At 61.9% G+C, this 16,963-nt stretch carries 12 protein-coding genes; 7 read left to right on the forward strand and 5 right to left on the reverse strand.

Annotated elements, in window-relative coordinates; translation table 11 throughout:
• The first annotated feature begins 290 nt into the window (after positions 1-290).
• The 6 genes from U3654_RS18755 (at position 291) to U3654_RS18780 (ending at position 8,468) form a co-directional block, all read left to right on the forward strand.
• Positions 291-1,085 (forward strand): hypothetical protein, encoded by a 795-nt coding sequence (locus U3654_RS18755; RefSeq protein WP_324753050.1) that lies wholly within the window; start codon positions 291-293, stop codon positions 1,083-1,085.
• A gap of 76 nt (positions 1,086-1,161) precedes the next feature.
• Entirely contained in the window at positions 1,162-2,550 is a 1,389-nt protein-coding gene (locus U3654_RS18760; protein ID WP_324753051.1) for a 1-acyl-sn-glycerol-3-phosphate acyltransferase, read from the forward strand.
• A 110-nt stretch (positions 2,551-2,660) separates the two neighbouring features.
• Positions 2,661-3,947: a crotonyl-CoA carboxylase/reductase gene (ccrA, locus tag U3654_RS18765; RefSeq protein ID WP_324753052.1), complete on the forward strand. Its 1,287-nt coding sequence runs from the start codon at positions 2,661-2,663 to the stop codon at positions 3,945-3,947.
• A 437-nt stretch (positions 3,948-4,384) separates the two neighbouring features.
• The gene (locus U3654_RS18770; protein WP_324753053.1) at positions 4,385-5,110 is read left to right on the forward strand and encodes a LuxR family transcriptional regulator; all 726 of its coding nucleotides are present in this window, start codon (positions 4,385-4,387) and stop codon (positions 5,108-5,110) included.
• A gap of 184 nt (positions 5,111-5,294) precedes the next feature.
• Positions 5,295-6,305: a TAXI family TRAP transporter solute-binding subunit gene (locus tag U3654_RS18775; protein WP_416384606.1), complete on the forward strand. Its 1,011-nt coding sequence runs from the start codon at positions 5,295-5,297 to the stop codon at positions 6,303-6,305.
• Between the two features lie 72 nt (positions 6,306-6,377).
• Entirely contained in the window at positions 6,378-8,468 is a 2,091-nt protein-coding gene (locus tag U3654_RS18780) for a TRAP transporter permease (RefSeq protein ID WP_324753056.1), read from the forward strand.
• Between the two features lie 37 nt (positions 8,469-8,505).
• On the opposite strand, the gene U3654_RS18785 is transcribed toward U3654_RS18780, so the two are convergent.
• Entirely contained in the window at positions 8,506-9,372 is an 867-nt protein-coding gene (locus U3654_RS18785; protein WP_324753057.1) for a branched-chain amino acid aminotransferase, read from the reverse strand.
• Positions 9,373-9,487: 115 nt separating this feature from the next.
• A complete protein-coding gene (trpS, locus tag U3654_RS18790) occupies positions 9,488-10,507 on the reverse strand; it encodes a tryptophan--tRNA ligase (protein WP_324753058.1) in 1,020 nt (339 codons plus the stop codon).
• A gap of 82 nt (positions 10,508-10,589) precedes the next feature.
• Here trpS and U3654_RS18795 point away from each other — a divergent pair, with 82 nt between their 5' ends.
• Complete coding sequence (locus tag U3654_RS18795) at positions 10,590-11,276, forward strand: rhomboid family intramembrane serine protease (RefSeq protein ID WP_324753059.1); 687 nt, start codon at positions 10,590-10,592, stop codon at positions 11,274-11,276.
• Here the strand turns inward: U3654_RS18795 and murJ are convergent.
• The 3 genes from murJ to U3654_RS18810 all read right to left on the reverse strand — a co-directional run bounded on the left by murJ (position 11,273) and on the right by U3654_RS18810 (position 16,951).
• Complete coding sequence (murJ, locus tag U3654_RS18800) at positions 11,273-12,811, reverse strand: murein biosynthesis integral membrane protein MurJ (protein WP_324753060.1); 1,539 nt, start codon at positions 12,809-12,811, stop codon at positions 11,273-11,275. The two genes, U3654_RS18795 and murJ, sit on opposite strands and share 4 nt — an antisense overlap.
• Positions 12,812-12,957: 146 nt before the next feature.
• Positions 12,958-15,744 carry a [protein-PII] uridylyltransferase gene (locus U3654_RS18805; RefSeq protein WP_324753061.1) on the reverse strand — a complete coding sequence of 929 codons (2,787 nt, stop codon included), beginning with the start codon at positions 15,742-15,744 and terminating at the stop codon, positions 12,958-12,960.
• Between the two features lie 19 nt (positions 15,745-15,763).
• Complete coding sequence (locus U3654_RS18810; protein WP_324753062.1) at positions 15,764-16,951, reverse strand: penicillin-binding protein activator; 1,188 nt, start codon at positions 16,949-16,951, stop codon at positions 15,764-15,766.
• Between the last annotated feature and the right edge of the window lie 12 nt (positions 16,952-16,963).

Raw genomic sequence — 16,963 nt, forward strand, 5'->3', positions numbered from 1 at the left:
AGCCTCATCGCATTTATTTCGTGCGCCGCATCTTGTCCGAGGCCGATGCTGATATGGTTGTTACACTTTTCAAATCGCTGCTGGTCCTAGTCTGCTCTGGCCTCGCGCTGCGCGGCGCCGACGGCGCCGACGCCATTACTGTCGTCCAAACATATTGCACCCATGCCGCACATTCGGGCGGGATCGCTGCGCGACGCCCTTGGTGCTGGCACGGCGGTCCTGCATGGCATAAAAGCCGCGCAAACGACACACCAAGGGTGCCGGTGGCATCTGTGCCACAAGGGGCCACAATGCCAGGACCGCGCGAATTGCTTTACGATATCCCAACCATTTTCATTGCACTCGGTCTGTTGGCTGGGATGCTGGTCGCCATGATCATCGCCTATCTGATCGGCAGGCGCAGCCACCGCAACCAATCCGAAGAGGGGCGTAGTCAGACGACCGCCGTGCAAGGCTCGATGCTGGGCCTGCTGGCGTTGCTCTTGGGTTTTACCTTTTCGCTGGGCCTGTCGCGCCACGACGCACGATCAACTGCGGTAGTGCACGAGGCGAACGCCATCGGCACCGCATGGCTGCGCACCGATTTCCTGCCTGCCGATCTGCGCACCGTCGCGCAGGCCGATCTGCGCCGCTATACCCGGCTGCGGCTGGAGGCGGCCGAAGTGTCTGCCGATCAGCACCAGCGCCGTGCGCGCCTGATCGCCAACGCCGAGGCCGCATTTGGCGATCTGTGGAAACAGGCGTCGGAACATGCGGTGGTCAAGGGCGGCCCGTCGGCGGTCAGCTATGCCGCGTCCCTCAATGACATGATCGACGCGCTAGGCGCGCGGGATGCGGCAATTGAGCGGCACGTGCCGGAGATTGTCCTGTTTATGTTGTTCGGCACGTTTATCCTGTCGGGCGCGATGCTGGGCTTTTCGTCGGGTTTGGCCGGGACGTTGCCTGCGACGCCGGTTTATCTGATGCTGGCGCTAATCGTGCTATTGGTATTCATGATCATCGACCTTGACCGGCCCCGCCGTGGACTGATCGAAGTGGATCAGCGGTCGCTGGCCGCCGTGTTGGCGGGGATGCAGCCGAAATGAGAGGCGCCTTGCCCTGCCGTCCGTATAAGGGGTCAGGGATTCGCGGGTCAGGGCGCGGCATTCACGAGGGGCTAGGATGACATCCACGATTCATATGCCCCTTTGGGCGCTGCTGTTGCTGATCGCGTTTGCGGCGGTCACATTTGCCTCGCATTTTCTGTTTCCGTCGGTGCGCTGGTTCTTTCGCCGCCGACTCGAGCGGGCGGTGGCGCGGCTGAATACGCGTCTGACCCGCCCGATCGAGCCGTTCAAACTGGCCCGGCGCCACGACATGATCCTGCGCCTGGTCTATGATCCAGACGTGACGCAAGCCATCGTCGACTACGCCGCCAAGCATAAGGTGCGCGAGGATGTCGCCTTTGAAAAGGCGCGCAGCTACGCGCGCGAGATCGTTCCGAGTTTTAGCGCCTTTGCCTATTTCAGCTTTGGCACGCGGGTGGCGAACTGGCTGGCGCGCACACTCTATACTGTGCGGACCGGGCCGCAAAATGCGCAGATCATCGACAGTATCGAAAACGATGCGACGATGATTTTTATCATGAATCACCGCAGTAATATGGACTACGTGCTGGTCACGACGCTGGCTGCGAAATCCTCGGCGCTGTCCTACGCCGTGGGTGAATGGGCGCGCGTCTGGCCCCTCAGCCGTATCATCAAGGCGATGGGTGCCTATTTCATCCGCCGCCGTTCGCGCGGAGGGCTCTATCGCACGGTACTGTCGCGCTATGTGCAGATGGCGACGCTGGGTGGCGTGACGCAGGCGATTTTCCCTGAGGGCGGGTTGACCGTGGACGGCATTGTGAAACCGGCCAAGCTGGGTCTGCTGTCCTACGTGGTCGAGGGATGGAAACCCGGCGGGCGCGACGTGGTATTCGTGCCTGTCGCGATCAATTACGACCGTGTGCTGGAGGACCGCGTGCTGATGGCGGCTGCCGCGCGGGGCAACCGGCGCTTTCGCGTGCGTAAATCGGTGATAGCCAAGGCAGTGTGGCGGCTGTTGTGGCAGCGGATGCGCGGACGCTTTCAGCGGTTCGGTACTGCGGCAGTTGTCTTTGCCGAGCCTGTGAGGCTGAGTGATTATGGCGATGCGCCCGCTCTTGGTGATCTGGGCCACGACCTGATGGGCCGGATTGAGGCGGCAATGCCGATGCTGTGCGTCCCGATGGTGGCGCGCGCGCTTTTGCACCGCGATGCGCCGATGGATAAGGCTGCGCTGGTGGCCGAGGTTCAGGATATGCTGCGCAGCTCTGCCAGAACGACGCCGTTGATCCAAGATATCCCGACCGGTGTCGCGCAGGCCTGCGCGGCGCTGGAGGGCCGTGAGGCGATTGAGCAAAACGACGGCGGGTGGATCATGGCAGAAGGCGGTGCGCCACTGCTTACCTATTACGCCAATTCCGTCACGCACCTGCTGCCTGCCAATGCTGCGCTTGCACAGGAAATTTCTGCACCTGCTGGGTCATAAAGTTACCAAAATTTACCCCCCGGCATTGCATTATTGCGTATGCGTGGGTATCTCCAAGGGCAGAAATATGCGATTCTGCATCGCGGCAATGATATGACAGGGAGGCCCTCATGGCTCTGGACACCGACACCGGCATCGCGCGCTACGACGCGCCTGAAAAGGATCTGTATGAGGTCGGCGAAATGCCCCCGATGGGCTACGTCCCCAAGCAGATGTATGCGTGGACCATTCGCCGCGAACGGCACGGCGAGCCTGACAAATCGTTCAAGCAGGAAGTGGTCGATGTGCCCGTACTGGACAGCAACGAGGTGCTGGTTCTGGTGATGGCCGCTGGCGTTAACTATAATGGCGTCTGGGCGGGCCTCGGCCAGCCAATCAGCCCGTTTGACGTGCACAAGGCGGAATACCATATCGCAGGCTCGGATGCCGCTGGCGTTGTCTGGGCCGTGGGCGACAAGGTGCGCCGCTGGAAAGTGGGCGACGAGGTGGTCATCCACTGCAATCAGGACGATGGCGACGATGAGGAATGCAATGGCGGCGATCCGATGTTCTCGCCCTCGCAGCGGATTTGGGGCTACGAAACACCGGATGGCAGTTTCGCGCAGTTCACCAACGTGCAGGCGCAGCAATTGATGCCCCGTCCAAAGCATCTGACATGGGAGGAATCGGCCTGCTACACCCTGACGCTGGCCACCGCCTATCGGATGCTGTTCGGCCACGAACCGCATGACCTGAAGCCTGGTCAGAACGTGTTGGTCTGGGGCGCGTCGGGGGGCCTCGGCTCCTACGCTATTCAGCTGATCAACACGGCAGGCGCCAATGCGATTGCAGTGATTTCCGAAGAGGACAAGCGCGAGTTCGTCATGGCGCTGGGCGCCAAGGGCGCGATCAACCGCAAGGATTTCAACTGCTGGGGCCAGTTGCCCAAGGTGAACACCGACGAATACAACGCTTGGCTGAAAGAGGCGCGCAAGTTCGGCAAGGCGATCTGGGAGATCACCGGCAAGGGCGTCAGCGTCGACATGGTGTTCGAGCATCCGGGCGAGGCGACCTTCCCGGTATCGGCGCTGGTCTGTAAAAAGGGCGGCATGGTCGTGATCTGCGCCGGTACCACCGGCTTCAATTGCACCTTTGACGTGCGCTATATGTGGATGCACCAAAAGCGCCTGCAAGGCTCGCATTTCGCCCATCTGAAACAGGCAAGCGCCGCGAACAACCTGATGGTTGAGCGCCGCCTTGATCCCTGCATGTCCGAGGTGTTCCCTTGGGCCGATATCCCCGCTGCGCATCTGAAAATGCTGCGGAATGAGCATAAGCCGGGCAACATGGCCGTGCTGGTTCAATCGCCCCGTACTGGCCTGCGCACGATCGAGGATGCAGTGGACGCGCGCAGCTAAGAATGACGCGTTTTGCGTTTAATCCGAGTTACAGATTTGATGCAAAACACCCACAGCATTGAAAAGGTCTTTGCTGTCGCCACATCGCAAACAAAAACCCGCGAATCGCTTAAACGGTTCGCGGGCATTTTTGTCACTAGATTGACGTCGCGTCATCAATAGCTTGCGCTGAATCACCCCGCCAAAACTGCGGGGATGGAAACCGCGAATTCTGTCCGCAATACTTGCATGCTAGGGTTGTGTTAATGGTTATTTAACACCTATGGGTGAGGTTTGCATGAAGAACGATTGGATACTCGAGGTACTGGCGGATTTACGCGCATATGCTCTTGAGCATGACCTGCCAGCGCTGTCGGAACAACTGGACGACGCCCGTGTGATCGCTGCGACCGAAATCGCGGCACTTGGGGATGAGCAAGGGCAAGGAAAGACCGCGCATGATCGCCGCCAAACAGTTGTCACCAGACGCGCTTTTGGAGAGGCTGGAAACAGCAACTGATATTGCCGCGCTTCAGCGCGCGATTGAGGTTTGCCGCGACAGTTTCGGCGTTGATCACATGGGCTATCACTGGATCAGTGCGGCAAGCGACAATTACGGTGTCGGCACGTACGCGGCCGCATGGATCAAGCATTACATCGCACAGGATTATCTGCGCGTCGATCCGGTTATACAGGGCTGCTATCAGCGCTTTCACCCGGTCGACTGGAAGCAACTGGACTGGTCCGGCAAGGCCGCACGCCAATTCCTGCGCGAGGCCATCGAATTCGGCGTTGGCAGCCAAGGATACTCTGTGCCGATCAGGGGCCCAAATGGGCAGTTTGCGCTATTCTCGGCCAACCACAGCTGCACTGACGCAGATTGGGCCACGTTCACCAAGGCGAACCGCCGCCCGCTGATCCTGATCGCCCACGCGTTCCACCAAAAGGCGCTGGAGTTTGAGCCACAGCGCAGCCCGCCTCAGACGCAGGCGTTGTCCCCACGTGAGGTGGACGCGCTGACCTTGCTGGCGGTCGGTCATAGTCGCGCACAGGTTGCGCAGACACTGAATATCTCGGAACACACACTGCGCGCCTATATCGAAAGCGCCCGATTCAAACTGGGCGCGTCGAACACCATCCACGCGGTCGCCTGCGCCATGTCGCGCGGAGTGATCGTGATTTAAGGCGCTCTGACCTAGTATTCGGGTCACGACAATATGTCTAAACGCTTTCGGCGGGTCCTTGCACTGAACCTAGCCCACCTCATGTCGCATGACTGTTCTCACCTTGCTCATTGCATCGCAAAGTCGGCTGTAGTCTAGTCGCACTTCATGATCTCAAAGAGTTCAAGGAGGAACCCTCATGAAAATGAATTTTACACGCTTTATCCGCGCCGCGACGGTCGGCGCCGCGATGATCGCGGTCGGCTCTGCCGCCACCGCGCAAGAGCCTCAGTTTTTCCGCATCGGCACCGGCGGAACGTCCGGCACCTACTATCCCATTGGCGGCCTGATCGCGAATGCAATCTCGGCGCCACCCGGCTCGCGGGCCTGCGACGAGGGTGGGTCCTGCGGCTACCCGGGCCTTATCGCCTCGGCGTTGTCGGCCAACGGGTCGGTCGCGAACATCAACGCGATTGCCGGCGGCACGCTGGAATCGGGTTTTTCGCAGTCGGACGTCGCCACCTGGGCGCATTCCGGCACCGGTATCTGGGAAGGTCGTGACGCTGTCGACAATCTACGCGCTATCGCCAACCTCTACCCCGAGACGATCCACCTCGTCGCCTCCGCCTCATCGGGCATCAAGTCCGTCGCGGACCTGAAGGGTAAAAAAGTGTCGCTGGACGAGCCGGGTTCGGGCACGCTGGTCGATGCGCGTATCATTCTGGGCGCTTATGGCCTGAGTGAGGACGACATCGACGCCGCCTTCCTCAAGCCTGATCAGGCCGCGGATCGTATGCGCGACGGCGCGATGGATGCGTTCTTTTTCGTCGGCGGTTTTCCCGCAGGCGCGATCGCGGAATTGGCGAGCCAAGAGGACATCATCCTCGTCCCGATTACGGGCGCCGAGGCTGAGGCAGTGACCGGCGAATACAGCTTCTTTGCGGAAAACACCGTGCCGGGTGGCACCTATGAGGGCGTGGACGATGACGTCACCACCCTGTCGGTGGGCGCCCAGTGGGTGACCAGCGCGGATGTACCCGACGATCTGATCTACGGCATCACCGCTGCCTTGTGGAACGAGAACACCCGCACGCTGCTGGATTCTGGCCACCAGAAGGGCAAGGAGATCACCGTTGAAACGGCCCTCGACGGTGTGGGCATCCCGCTGCACCCAGGTGCGGAAAAGTTCTATCGCGAACAAGGCATGATCGAGTAATCGACACGCTCTACCGGCCCGCCACGCGCGGGCCGGTTCTTTCCTACCCCAAACCTAGCGAGCGAGGCGACAATGTCGCAGACACCAGAATCTGATCGCGTCAAGGAAATGACCGACGCGGAAATGAAGGCTCTGGAAGAGAGATACGATCCAGAGGTCCGGTTCAGGCCGCTCTTGCCCAGCATGGGATGGTTCGTCGGCGGCGTTCTCTTTGTGCTCTCGTGCTACCACTTCTACACGTCCGGTTTTGGCATCCCGCAGGCGACGCTGCATCGCGGCACGCATCTGGCATTCACCCTCGGGCTGATCTTTTTCTCGTTTACCGTTTTTAGCGCTCGGTCCACGCCTCGCAATACTCTGGCGACCCCGATGGGCATCCCGATCTACGACTGGGTGCTGGCAATCGCGGGCATCGTCTCAGCGCTTTACGTGCCATGGGTTTTCAGCGACCTGGCCTTTCGCGTCGGCAACCCGCTGACCATCGACGTGGTCATGGGCACCATCCTGATCGTCGTGCTGATGGAGGCGACACGCCGCGCCATGGGCTGGCCCCTGCCGGTCATCGCCATCCTATTTATGGCCTACGCCTATTTCGGCCGCTCGATGCCGGGGGTGCTGACCCATCCCGGTGCCAGCTGGACCAACATCGTGAACCACCTCTACCTGACCTCTCAGGGCATTTACGGCACCGCGCTGGGCGTCATCGCGACCTATGTGTTTCACTTTGTCCTCTTTGGGGTGATGGCCACGCGCATCGGCCTTGGCCAGCTGTTCATCGACCTCGCATCCGCCCTCGCGGGCAGGTTTGCGGGTGGTCCGGCTAAGGTATCGGTAGTGTCCTCGGCTATGCTCGGCTCGATCTCGGGCTCGTCCATTGCCAATACCGTGACGACCGGCTCGCTGACCATCCCGGCGATGATCCGCATCGGATACCCTCGCCATTTCGCGGCAGCGGTCGAGGCGGCATCATCCACCGGTGGCCAGATCACGCCCCCCGTCATGGGCGCGGTCGCTTTCCTGATGATCGAATATCTCGGCGTTCCGCTGACCACGATCCTGACCGCCGCACTGGTCCCGGCCTTCATGCACTTTTTCGGCGTGCTGGTGCAGGTCCACCTTGAGGCCCGCCGCCGCGGCCTGCGCGGCATGACCAAGGACGAGCTGCCAGTCGCATGGGTAGTGTTCAAGGCTGGCTGGCTGACCACGTTGCCGCTGTTTGTGCTGATAGCGACGCTACTGTCGGGCAAGACGCCGTATCTGGCCGCTTTCTACGGCATCCTGTCGTGCATCCTCGTGCTGGTCATTCAGAACCTGCTGCGTCACGGCACCGACATCGTTGGATTTGCCAAACAAACCATGTCCGAGCTGTGGGACAGCTTCGTCACCGGCGCGAAATTCTCGCTGGCGGTGACTGCGGCGGCAGCCCTCGTTGGCGTCATTATCGGCGTCGTTACCCTGACCGGCGTCGGCTTCAAGATCGCCTACATGGTCACCTCGGTCGCCGCAGGCTGGGCCGAGGATGTCTGGAGTTTCCTGTCGTTCCTGCCGTTTGAGGTGATGTCGGTTTCGGCCCTCACGCTGATGTTCACGCTGATCATGACGGCAATCGTCTGTATCTTGATGGGCTGCGGCATCCCGACAACGGCCAACTACCTAATTATGATCGCCGTCGCAGCGCCGATCCTGAGCATGCTGGGGGTGCAGCCGCTGGTCGCCCACTTCTTTGTCTTTTACTACGGTGTCATGGCCGATATCACGCCGCCTGTCGCGCTAGCCGCCTACGCGGCGGCGGGCATCGCGGATTCCAACGCGTTCAAGACCGGCAACACGGCCTTCCGTCTCGGCATGGGCAAGGCGCTGGTGCCGTTCGTCTTTGTCTTTTCGCCGTCGCTGCTGCTGGTGGTGGACGGGTTCACCTGGACGGAGTTTTTCATCGGCGTGACGGGTGCGATGGCGGGTATCTGGATGCTATCGGCAGCCTTCGCCGATTGGCTGATCGGCCCGATGCGCGCCTATGAGCGCGCGTTGCTGGCTGTCGCCGCGATCCTGCTGGTCGCGCCGAACCTCTATGCCACGCTGGTCGGCCTCGCCTTGGTCTCACCGGTATTCCTGCGCCAGCTGCCGATGCTCCGCATGACCCCGCTGGAGCGGAACGCGATGTGACAAAAACGCGCCGGGCGGCAAACGCCCGGCGCACGGATCATAGGGGGCTGGACGCGGCCCAATCCCAATACATCTCGCGCACGCGGCGCGTCAGCGGCCCGACCTGATAGGACGTGTCGTCGAACGCCGTCACCGGCGTGACCTTGGCCATGTTGCCCGACAGGAACACCTCATCGGCGGCGTGGAAATCATCAAAGCCAAGCGTGCATTCATGCACAGCGATCCCATCACGGCGCATGTTCGCGATATGCCGCGCCCGCGTGATCCCGGCCAGAAACGTGCCATTGGGCACAGGCGTGAACACCTCGCCATCCTTGACCATAAAGGCATTCGCCGTCGCGCTTTCGGCCACATTGCCCAGCGCGTCAGCGCACAGGACATTGCCAAAACCCTTGGCTCGCGCCTCGGCCAGCATCCGAGCGTTGTTGGGATAAAGGCAAGCGGCCTTGGCGTTGACCACCGCGTCCTCCATCACCGGGCGGCGATAGCGCGTGCGCGTCAGCGTGGTCGATGCGCCCTCGGGCGGCATCGCGATCTCTTCGAGGCAGATTGCAAACCCGGTTGAGGCGCCATCTGGCACGATCGCCATATAGCCGGTATCCTGACCCCAATACATCGGCCTGATATAGACCGCCGCGCCCGGCGCGTAGGCGCGCAAACCCTCGCGCACGATCTCTACCATCTCGCCTGCCTCGACAGTCGGCACCAGCATCAATGCCTCAGCCGACTGGTTCACGCGCGCGCAGTGCAGATCCAGATCCGGCACCAGCCCATGCGCCAACCGCGCCCCGTCGAAAACGGCGCTGCCCAGCCACATTCCATGATCCGCTGCGCGCATGACGGGCGTGTCGCCCTCATGCCATGTGCCCTCGAAGTAAGTCCGGATATTGGTGCCAGTCGCCATGTCGCACGCCCCTTCTTTCAGTGTTCCAAAAATACTCCCGCCGGAGGCATCCATCGCGCGCCAAGACTACCGCATCATCTATGATGCGCCGAAGAAAATCCGCGAACCGCGAAGCCTATCGTCCGACCATTCCGACAATCTCATAGGTCTTGCTCAGGATCGGTGTCGCGATCTCGCGCGCCCGCTCGGACCCGCGGCCAAGGATGGCGTCAATTTCCGCCGTATCCTGCATCAGGCGGCTCATCTCTTTGGAAATGGGTGCCATGCGGTCAACGGCCAGATCGGCCAGCATCGGCTTGAACTCGGAAAACGCGCGTCCGCCCAACTCAGCGATAACAGCCTCAGCGCTCATGTCGGCCAATCCGGCATAAATATTCACCAGATTGCGCGCCTCGGGCCGCCCGTCCAGCCCGTCCAGATCATTCGGCAAAGGCTCAGGGTCGGTCTTGGCCTTGCGGATCTTCTTGGCGATGGTGTCCGCGTCATCGGTCATGTTGATCCGGCTCATGTCCGAGGGATCGGATTTCGACATTTTTTTCGATCCATCGCGCAGGCTCATTATCCGCGTGCCTGCGCCTTCGATCACCGGCTCGGCCATCGGGAAAAATTCGACGCCGTAATCGTGGTTGAACTTGGCCGCAATGTCGCGTGTCAATTCCAGATGCTGCTTCTGGTCCTCGCCCACCGGCACGTGCGTTGCGTGATAGACCAGAATATCGGCGGCCATCAGCGCGGGATAACCGAACAAGCCGAGGGATGCGTTCTCGGCATTCTTGCCCGCTTTGTCCTTGAACTGGGTCATGCGCTTCATCCAGCCCATGCGCGCTACGCAGTTGAATATCCACGCCATTTGGGTGTGCTCGGGCACTTGTGACTGATTGAACAGGATCGACTTCTCGGGGTCCAGCCCCGACGCGATGAACCCCGCTGTCAGCTCGCGCGTGGCATGGCGCAGCTTGGCTGGGTCCTGCCAGACGGTGATCGCGTGCAGGTCAACCATGCAATATAGCGATTGAACCCCGCGACCTTGGGCATCGGCAAACCGTTTCAGCGCACCAAGGTAGTTGCCCAGGTGCAGATCGCCGGAGGGCTGGATGCCCGAAAACACCCGTGGGGTGAAGGCCACATCGCTCATCGCTCAACTCCGTCTGGATTTCCGTGCCAGCCTCGCTTACCCATGCGCCAATGCCCCGTCAAGCAAAGGCCCGGAGCGAACCATGAGCCATCCAGACGATTCCAGCCCGTTCAACCCACTGCCGCCCGTCGTGGTGGTTCTGTTTCTCGCCGTCGTGATCCCCGAGATCGCGTTCTTTCTCGGCTCCAAAGGGCTGATCGGCGGCCCGCAGGCCGTGGGCTGGCGGCAGGCCGCGATACAACAATACGGCTTTAGCGGCGATCTGATGCGCTGGATGATCGCGAATGGGGTCTATCCGCCCGAGATGCTGCTGCGCGTGATAACCTATCCCTTCCTGCATGGCGGTTTCAGCCAAATGCTGTTCGCAGCCGCGCTGCTGCTGGCGATGGGCAAATTTGTCGGCGAGGTATTTCGCCCGGCAGCCACCCTTGCCGCGTTTTTCATCCCCGCTATCTGCGGCGCGCTGGTCTATGGCCTCGTCGCGCGGGACAATCCGTGGCTTTACGGCGCGTTTCCCGGCATCTACGGCCTGATAGGAGCCTTCACCTATCTGCTTTGGCTCAAGCTGGGCCAGCAGGGCGGCAGCCAGTCGCGCGCCTTCGTGCTGATCGGTTTCCTGATGGGCGCACAGCTGCTGTTCAGCCTGCTCTTTGGCGGCACGTTGCGTTGGGTTGCGGATTTGACCGGGTTCCTGACCGGCTTTGCCGCGTCCTTTGTGCTGCGACCCGGCGGGTGGTCCAAGCTGCGTGCGCGTCTCTTGCAGCGTTAACGTTTCAGCGCCGACTTCAGCTCGCTCTTTTTGAATGCACCGAAGGCGCGCCCGGCAAAATAATAGACGGCTGAGCCAAGCACGATCAGTATCAGCAGCGCCAGCCAGCGCCAGCCAGCAACCCCGAAAAACGGCGATAGACCAATCATAAAGCCCCATAGCGCGACGCCCATTACAGCCGACGCTGCACAGATGCGCCATATCCGGCTGCGAAAGCGGGAGTCAAACCGCGCCACATCGCCGAACGGGCGCACGCCGCGCGCCAGCAGCCACACCATCGCCCAGCCTGCGAGTGTCGTGCCGATGGCCGCCGCGATCCAGCCGATATAGGGCGCAAGGCCAATGGCCAGCGCCGCGTTCACCACAAGTGAAACGACGGCGTAATAGAACGGCCTCTTGGTATCTTCGCGCGCGAAATAGATCGGTTGAAGCACCTTTTGCAGCACAAAGGCCGGCAGGCCAAGGCCATAGATCGCCACCGCCAGCGCTGTCGCGGCGGTATCGTCAAAGCCGAAATTGCCGCGCTGGAACAGCACCGTGATCAGCGGGATCGGCACAACCACCAGCGCCACGGCACAGGGCACCGTCAGCGCCAGCGACACCTCTCCCGCGCGGCTGAGCGCCATGCGCGCGCCGTCGCCGTCGCCCGTCCGCAAGCGGCGCGAAAGGTCCGGCAGCAGCACAATGCCCACGGCTATGCCCACCACGCCCAGCGGCAACTGATAGAGCCGATCGGCGGCATAGAGCCAGCTGACCGCGCTCTCGAAATTGCTGGCCACTTGCTGGCCGACCAGCAGGTTTATCTGCATCACGCCGCCCGCCAGCGCGGCAGGTACGGCAATGCGCACCAGTTGTCGCATCGCGGGTGTCCAGCGGGGGCGCACCGGCACGATGCGCTGGCCCGCGCGCGTCGCTGCGACCCAGACCAGCGCCAGTTGCGCCACGCCTGCAAAGGGGATCGTCCAGACCAATGCGCCTGGCACGCTGCCACCGCTCCAGACGGCGATGCCCATCGCGGTGCAGAGCATCACGTTCAGTAGCACAGGCGCGGCGGCGGCGGCCACGAACCGACCTGTCGAGTTCAGCACGCCAGACAGCAGCGCCGCCAGCGAGATAAAGAAGATATAGGGAAAGACGACCCGTCCGAATTCGACTGTAAGATCGAACCGCTGATCCCCGGCAAAGCCCTCGGCCGTGGCCCAGACCAGCGCGGGCATGAATATCATCGCCAGTGCCACAAGAAACAGCAACACCAACGCCAGCCCACTAAACGCCAGCCGGGCGAACCCCTCGGGATCGTCGCCGCCCTCCAACCGTTTTGAAAACATCGGCACGAACGCGGCGTTAAACGCACCCTCGGCGAAAAAGCGACGGAACATGTTGGGCAGGCGGAACGCCGCGACGAACGCATCCATGATCGGGCCCGGACCGATTAGCCCCGCGATCATCACGTCGCGCACAAAGCCCAGCACACGGCTGAACATGGTCCAGCCGCTGACAGTCAGGACACCCCGGATCAGGCGGACAGGTTTCATGCAAGGCCCTCTGGTCGATCACGTTTCATCACGAGGGCTTTGCTATAGATTTAACCGGAAATGGAAAGCATTCGTTTCGTGTCTTTTGGTATCGGGGCGGCGGCATTGTGTCAGCTTGATCTTAGCCAAGATCATTTGCAGCCAGTTCAGACGGTTGCGCGCTCCACACCCTCGGAAATAGCCGTGCGCAGTTTCGCTTCCAGCGATTTTTGCTTGGCCTCCGAGTAGAATTTCAGACCGAACATGTCCTTGACATAGAACGTGTCGACCACCTGTTCGCCAAAGGTCGCGATGACGGCGCTGGCGATATAGACATTCGCTTCGGCCAATGTGCGCGTCAGGTCATAGAGCAGGCCGGGCCGGTCACGGGTGTCGACCTCGATGATCGTGTAGATCTCGGAGCCCTCATTATCAAATGTGATATGCGTCGGCACGCGAAACGCGCGCTCGCGCTTTTTGAGTTTGTCGCGTGACTGAATCGCATCATGCGCGACAACCTCGCCCTTGAGCGTCTTGAGGATGGTCTTGCGCAGGCGCGGCAACCTCTCATCCGCAAAGGGATGGCCGTCCGCGTCCTGTATCCAAAAGATCGCGGTGGCGTAGCCATCCTTGGATGTATAGGTGCGCGCATCGACAACATTCGCGCCGACCAGCGCCAGCGCCCCTGCGAGGCGCGAGAATATGCCGGGATGGTCCGCCAGGACGAAACAGGCGCGCGTGGCATCGCGATCCTCGTCGGGGTGCAAATCGATGCCGACCTCACCATCCTTGCCGGTCAGGTCGCGCAGAAGGTTCGCGAAAATCACATGCGCGGTGACGTGCAGGCCCTGCCAGTAGGGCGGATAATGTCGCGCGGTTTCCGCCTTGAGCGCCTTGGCGTCCCAGCCTTTGAGCGCCTTGCGCAGCCCCTGCTTGGCGTCCGAGCCGCGCTGCTCGCGGTTGACGTCCTCCAGCCCATTCTCCATCGCGTCCAGCGTCTGTCGGTAGAGTGCGCGCAGCAGCGATGCCTTCCAATTGTTCCATGTCCCCGGCCCAACGCCGCGAATATCGCAGACCGTCAGCACGCATAGCAAATCCAGCCGCTCGCGCACCTGCACCGCCTTGGCAAAATCGCGTACGGTGCGGGGATCGGCGATGTCACGTTTCTGCGCCATGTCCGACATCAGCAGATGATAGCGCACCAGCCATTCGACGGTGTCCACCTCACGCGGTTTCAGCCCCAGACGCGGCGCGACCTTGCGCACGATCTTGGCGCCGAGGATCGAGTGATCCTCGCTGCGTCCCTTGCCAATATCGTGCAACAAAAGTGCGACATAGAGGATGCGGCGGTTCACCCCCTTCTTGAGGATCGATGACGCGATGGGCAGTTCTTCGATCAGCTCTTCGCGCTCAATCCGGGCGAGGTGGCTGATGCATTGGATCGTATGTTCGTCGACCGTGTAATGGTGATACATGTTGAATTGCATCATCGCGACGATAGGCTCAAATTCGGGGATAAAGGCCGCCAGAACGCCCAGCTCATTCATTCGGCGAAGGGCGCGCTCGGGGTTGCCGTGTTTCAGCATGAGGCCGAGGAACAGCTTTTGCGCGGTGGGGTTGGCGCGCACGTCGTCGGTGATGAGGTCCAGATTGGCCGTGACGAGCCGCATCGCATCGGGGTGGATCAACAGGCCCGTGCGCAGCGCCTCGTCGAATATGCGCAGGATGTTCAGCGGGTCGGCCAGAAAGGCGGTGTCGTCGTTGATGGCGAGGCGGCCATGCACCTCGCCGTAGCCGTCCTTCAGCTTGCGCTTGCGGCGGAACAGGCGCTGTAGCAGCGGCTGGGATTTGATATGCGCCGCTTCCAGCTTGGTCAGGAAAATGCGGGTCAGATCGCCAACAGCGGTAGCGTGGCGAAAGTAATCCTGCATAAAGATTTCAACCTCGCGCCGTCCGGCGCGGTCGGTGTATCCCATCCGCTCGGCCACCTCCACCTGCAGATCGAAGGTCAGCTTGTCATTGGGCCGTTTGGTGATCAGGTGCAGCTGACAGCGCACGGCCCAGAGGAAATTCTCGGCCTTGGCGAATGTGTCAAATTCCTCCTCGGTGAACATGCCGCCGGTCATCAGATCAGCCTTGTTCGTGACGCGGTAGAGGTATTTGGCGATCCAGAACAACGATTGCAGATCGCGCAGCCCTCCCTTGCCCTCCTTGACGTTCGGCTCGACCATATAGCGCTGGCCACCCTGTTTCTCGTGGCGCGCCTCGCGTTCTTCCAGCTTGGCCTCGGTAAATTCGCGCTCGGTTCCCGAGAACAGATCGTGCCACAGGCGATGATAGAGATCGCCCGCCAATCGCGTGTCGCCGGTCAGCCAGCGATGCTCCAGCAGGGACGTGCGAATGGTAAAATCCTCGGCCCCGAGGCGCAGGCAATCGGCAATGGTGCGGCTGGCATGTCCGACCTTCAGACGCAGATCCCACAGGATATACAGCGTGGATTCAATCACGCTCTCGGCCCAGCCGGTGATCTTGTAAGGCGTCAGGAACAGCAGATCGACATCCGACTGGGGCGCCATTTCCCCCCGGCCATAGCCACCGACGGCCAGCACGCTCAGGCGTTGGGCGTCGGTTGGGTTGGGCATCGGGTGCAAGGATTCGGTTGCGAGGCGATAGGCGGTCAGCACGAGGCAGTCGGTCAGCCAGCTATAGGCACGTGTCGCGGCGCGTGCGCGCAGGGGTTGCTCGGCGAGGGCGGCGGCGATGGCGGCGCGGCCCCGGCGCATTTCGTCGCCCAACACGGCGACGGCGTGGGCGCGCAGGTCTTCTGGCGCGCCCTCCTGCCATTCGGCCAGACGCAGATCGACGCCCGCCCGGTCAAAGATATCCTCGGCCGGGCAAATCAGATCGCCCGGCGCTGTGTCCTGCGCCGGGCCTTTGTTTGTGGTGGGCGTCATTTGGTCCCGATCATCCGGATCAGAAACCGGCCCCGCTAAAGCCCTGCGGCGCGGGATCGAGGATCACGACCTTGCCGCCGCGCACTGTCGCCACGGCGAGGCCGCGCTGATTGGTGCCGTCATTGCGCAGGCGGAATACGCCGTCGACCCCTTGGAAGCCAGCCGACTGCGTCAGCCCGGACTTGGATAGCGCGTTGCGGTTGCCGGTCTTTATCAGTGCGCCGACGGCGGCGATGCCGTCATAGGCCAGCCCGGCGATGGGATGCGGCTGATTGCCGTTCGTCTGGGCAAAGCGCGACCGAAAGCGTGACGATTTGCCCTGATCGGGCATCGCGAACCAGCCACCCTGCACGCCCGGCAGGTCCAGCGTCTGCGCCGGCGTGTCCCAGCGCGCGAGGCCGATATATTGTGTGCTGGCCGGGTCCAGCCCATTTTCGGGCAGCATCTGAGCAAAGAGCGGCAGCGCCCCGGCAGAGTTCGCGGTGATGAAAATCGCCTCGGCAGAGGTGCTGCGCGCGGCAGCCGTGATTTTTGGAACCGCCGTGACGACACCGTTCTGCGAGAAATCGTAGCCGACATTGCCGACAATCTGCGCGCCCGCAGCGGCGGCGGCCTTGGCAATGGCCTGCTGGCCCAGTTGCCCGGCGAGGTTGTTGGAATAGACGGTCAGGATCCGCTTCTTGCCCTGCCGCGCGGCAAAGCGGGTGAGGCGGTTCGCCGTGTTGTCAAAAGTCTGCCCCAGGACAAAGAGGTTGCCGCCCGCGATCGTCGGGTTGTTGGAAAAGGCCAGAACGTTGACGTTCTTGGGCGCCACCGCGACCGCCACGGCATTGGCCGACTCTGCGTGAAGTGGCCCGATGATGATCTTGGCCCCGTCGCCCACCGCGTGCAGCGCGGCTTGCTGCGCCTGAGCGGGCTGGCCCGCCGTGCCATAGACGCGCAGATCGATCTGCACGCCCGAGAGGTCCGCGACCGCCATCCGCGCTGCGGCCTCAAGATCGCGGGCCAGAGTGGCCTCGCCGGGTGCGGATGAGCCATGCGGCACTAAGAGTGCCACCACCACGGGTGCGCCGGGATCAATAGGCTGACCGGCACCGCCGCCCAGACCGCCAAGGCCGGAAGGCTCGCACGCGGCGATCCAGAGAATGGACAAAACCGCGATAAGACGGGCCAGCACCTTGCGGGCGATTGGCAAAACAGCAAACATGGGGGAATACCT

The sequence above is a fragment of the Roseovarius sp. Pro17 genome (assembly GCF_035599575.1).
Taxonomy (GTDB): Bacteria; Pseudomonadota; Alphaproteobacteria; order Rhodobacterales; family Rhodobacteraceae; genus Roseovarius.